We start from the raw sequence: 3,846 nt of genomic DNA on the forward strand, positions 1-3,846 counted from the left end.
AACTTACCGATTCCTGAAACGCAGTGTACTCAACCACACCTCGTCAGTTGAGTCATTTATGGGCAGGGCCGCAGTATAGTAAAAGGCGCCTGCCAACAGGGTCAATGACCATAGTGTCAATGAGCATATAAGCGACTTTGATCGAGGATACTCGTCGGGCATCATAAATCTGCGGCCTGTAGCAGGAAAACCCGCTGGCGGCCTTATTCATCCCGGAGTTCGTTCACTCCATCCGGCTGCAATCTTGGGTCGTTACGGAGTGGTGCATAGATAGCGTCATGGAATTTGTGCCGCCCATAAATCAAATTCTTAACGATTCTGCAAAGGGCTAAGCTTATCCCTGGTGAGTCAGGTTCTCACGGAACATCGCCTTGTGTACATCGCCGATGCTGATGATCCCGAGCAGCACCCCGTTCCGGGCCACGGGAATGCGCCGGATGCGATTGCGGAACATGATGGAGGCCGCCTTGAGCACCGGCATGTCCGGATCGGCGACATACAAGATGGTAGTCATCAGGTCGCCGACCTTGAGGGTGACCACGTCGCGGTACTCGCGCTCCAGCTTCTCGAAATCGGGCGGTGTCGGGTTTTCCATCACGTCCTGCAAGGTCGGGAACATCGCATGCAGGATGTCTTTCTCCGAAATCATGCCGATCAGCTTCTGCTCGGCGTCGACCACCGGCACACCGCTGATCTTGTTGAAGCACATCACGGTCGCGATGTCGCGAACCGGATCGGTGGGGCTGGCCACCTTCACGGCGGTAGTCATGATTTCCTTTACAAGCATTGCTTCTCTCTGCCGGATCACCCGGGCGTTGGTAGCACAATTGGTAATGCGGCCGCAGAGCAGTTGCCGTCTGCGTACGTCGGGACGGTAATGTTACACGCTCCGGTCCGACTGTCTACCAGCGCGGCGTCAAGAGACGTGCGAGATGACGATACGCCGGGGCAGACCTGGCTCCGCGCCATTCGTAATCCGCGGGGGGGAAGGTAATCAGAAGATAATGCATGCCATGGGCGGGATCGTCCGCCCCGTGAAACGGTCAGCTCACGGTGAGGAGGCCGGCTTTTCCGCCGGCGGCATCTCAGTAGCGGGTGGTGTGTCCGCTTTTTCCGGCTTCTTGGTCATCAACTCTTTTGAAAGCTTATCCGCCGCGTCAATTTCATCCGGCTGCATGTGTGACTTCAGTTGGTCGCGGCGTTTGACGGCGAGCACATTGCCCTGTTCGGCGGAGCGCAGATACCAAACGAGCGCGGTGACGTTGTTCTTCGGCATGTTGTAGCCGAACTCGTACAGAATGCCCATCTCCAGCTGGGCCTCGGCGTTGCCTTGTTCCGCCGCCTGACGCGTCTGCTCCAGCGAAGCCAGATCTTGCGCATCCGCCATAACGGGCATGACCAAACTCAGAATCAAAAAAACGATTGCCCTTTTCATCAGGTCCTCCATAACCCTTCCCGAACGATATCTCTAGATCTAGTTATAGTTATAGACGCCGCGCCGACGGCCGCCAAGCGGGTAGCGCCCCGGGGTCCGGCGGCTAGCGGATATGGGCCAGAATGCCATCCAGCTCTTCGAGGGTGTTGTATTCGATCACCACCCGGCCCTTGCCTTTGGCGCTGTGCTGAAAGCGAACCTTGGTGCCGAGCTTTTCCGAAAGCTTTTGTGCCAGCGCCCGGGTGTCGGGGTCCATGCGTCCACCGACGGATTTATGTCCCGCGGGCTTGGCGAGCAGGCGCCGCACGAAATGCTCCGTCTCGCGCACCGACAATCCCTTCTCCACCACTTGATACGCCGCCTGGCTCTGGAGCTTGCCCTCGAGCGCGAGCAGCGCGCGCGCATGGCCCATGTCCATCTTGCCGGTCTCGAGCAATTCACGCACGTCGCCGTTCAGCGTGAGCAGCCGCAGCATGTTGGTCACGGCCGCGCGCGAGCGGCCCACGGCCTCGGCGACCTGCTGGTGGGTCATGTGGAATTCGTCGATCAGGCGGGTGAACGCATTGGCCTCCTCGACGGGATTGAGGTTCTCGCGCTGGATGTTCTCGATGAGCGCGATGGCGATCGCCGCTTCATCGGGTATCTTGCGCACCACCGCCGGGATGTATTCGAGGCCGGCCATCTGCGCCGCGCGCCAGCGTCGCTCGCCGGCAACGATCTCGTAGTTGCCGCCTGACAGCGGACGCGCCACGATCGGCTGCACTACGCCCTGGGCCCTGATCGAGGCCGCCAGTTCCTCCAACGCCTCGGGGTTCATGTGAGTGCGCGGCTGGTATTTTCCACGCTGCAACTGGTCGATGGGAATTTGGCGCAGTTCGTCCTTTTCCGCCGGCATTTCGTAGGCGCTCAGCAATGCATCGAGCCCGCGCCCCAGGCGTTGCGGTTTTTTGCTGGTAATCATGCTCACCACCTTTTTCTGTTCATGCGGCCGCGGCCTCCTGCTCCCGGCGCAGCATCTCGCCGGCCAGGGCGAGATAGGCCTGCGCGCCTTTTGATTGCATGTCATAGGCAATCACGGGCTTGCCATGCGATGGCGCCTCGGCGAGCCGGATGTTGCGCGGAATAATGGTGCGGTAAAGCTTGTCACCGAAATGTTGTTTCAGCTGCGCCGAAACCTCGTTGTCGAGGTTATTGCGCGGGTCGTACATGGTACGCAACAGCCCCTCGATTTCGAGTTGCGGATTCAGCGTTTCGCGGATTTTGCGGATGGTGTTGAGCAGCGCCGTGAGCCCCTCGAGCGCATAGTATTCGCACTGCATCGGAATCATCACTGACTGCGCCGCGACCAGTGCATTCAGCGTGAGCAGGTTCAGCGCCGGCGGACAATCGATGAAAATATAATCGTACTGCGCGCGCACGTTCTCGAGCGCTCCGCGCAAGCGCCGTTCGCGCCGGTCGAGCTCGATGAGTTCCACCTCGGCGCCCGAGAGCTGGCTGTTGGCTGGCACCAGATCATAACCGCCCTCGACCGGCACCCGCGCGGCCTCGATCGGTTGCAGACCGAGCAGCACGTCGTAGGTGGTGACAGGATGTTCTTCCTTGTTGATGCCGCTGCCCATGGTGGCGTTGCCCTGCGGGTCGATGTCGATCAACATCACGTGACGGCGCGTCCTGGCGAGCGAGGCGGCGAGGTTGATGCTCGTCGTGGTCTTGCCGACGCCGCCTTTCTGATTGGTGATTGCTACAACCTTGCCCATCGGGCCGATGCTCCTTCCCGTCAATTCGTCGGTGCCAGAATGACCAGATGCCGCGCGGCATCGAGGCCCGGTATGCGCAGCGCCGTCACTTCCGATCGGTAGCCGTCGGTAACCGCCGCCAGCTCTTCCTGCGGAAACACGCCCTTCATAACCAGGAACCGGCCGCGCGGCGCGCACAGGTGGCGACTCGCGGCCAGCATATCAGGAATGGACGCGAACGCGCGAGCGATCAGCGTATCGAATTTTGTCTCCGGATGGAATTTTTCCACGCGCTCCTGCACCACGGAGACATTTTTCAGGCCCAGCTCATGCAAGGCCTGCGTGGCAAAGCGCGTCTTCTTGGCATTGCTGTCGAGCAGGGTGAATTCGATATCCGGGCGCGCCAGCGCCAGCGGGATACCGGGCAAGCCGGCGCCGGTGCCGATATCCAGCACCCTCGGCCCTTGCAGGTATGGCAGCACGGTCAGACTGTCGAGCAGATGCCGTGGGACCATTTGCTCCGGGTCGCGTACCGCCGTGAGATTGTAGGCGCGGTTCCACTTCTCCAGGAGTTCCAGAAAGGTCAGCAGCTTTTTCCTCACCGGCGCGGCGAGATCGAGCCCCATCTCGCTTAGACCCTGCTGCAACCGCTTCTCGAGTTTCATGCCTCCCGCC

Annotated in this window: 5 protein-coding genes; all 5 read right to left on the minus strand. The window is 60.4% G+C overall.

Annotated elements, in window-relative coordinates:
• Positions 1-334 precede the first annotated feature (334 nt).
• Positions 335-787 carry a CBS domain-containing protein gene (locus ACC569_RS14210; protein WP_372524184.1) on the minus strand — a complete coding sequence of 151 codons (453 nt, stop codon included), beginning with the start codon at positions 785-787 and terminating at the stop codon, positions 335-337.
• A gap of 261 nt (positions 788-1,048) precedes the next feature.
• Complete coding sequence (locus ACC569_RS14215; RefSeq protein WP_372524185.1) at positions 1,049-1,447, minus strand: tetratricopeptide repeat protein; 399 nt, start codon at positions 1,445-1,447, stop codon at positions 1,049-1,051.
• A gap of 91 nt (positions 1,448-1,538) precedes the next feature.
• Positions 1,539-2,396, minus strand: coding sequence for a ParB/RepB/Spo0J family partition protein (locus ACC569_RS14220; protein WP_372524186.1), 858 nt, complete (start codon positions 2,394-2,396; stop codon positions 1,539-1,541).
• A gap of 19 nt (positions 2,397-2,415) precedes the next feature.
• Positions 2,416-3,192, minus strand: a complete 777-nt coding sequence (locus ACC569_RS14225) for a ParA family protein (RefSeq protein WP_372524187.1) — start codon at positions 3,190-3,192, stop codon at positions 2,416-2,418.
• Between the two features lie 20 nt (positions 3,193-3,212).
• On the minus strand, positions 3,213-3,836 hold the full coding sequence (rsmG, locus tag ACC569_RS14230; RefSeq protein WP_372524188.1) for a 16S rRNA (guanine(527)-N(7))-methyltransferase RsmG: 624 nt from the start codon (positions 3,834-3,836) through the stop codon (positions 3,213-3,215).
• Positions 3,837-3,846: the final 10 nt, after the last annotated feature.

This window comes from Sulfuricaulis sp. (genome assembly GCF_041499725.1).
Lineage (GTDB): Bacteria > Pseudomonadota > Gammaproteobacteria > Acidiferrobacterales > Sulfurifustaceae > Sulfuricaulis.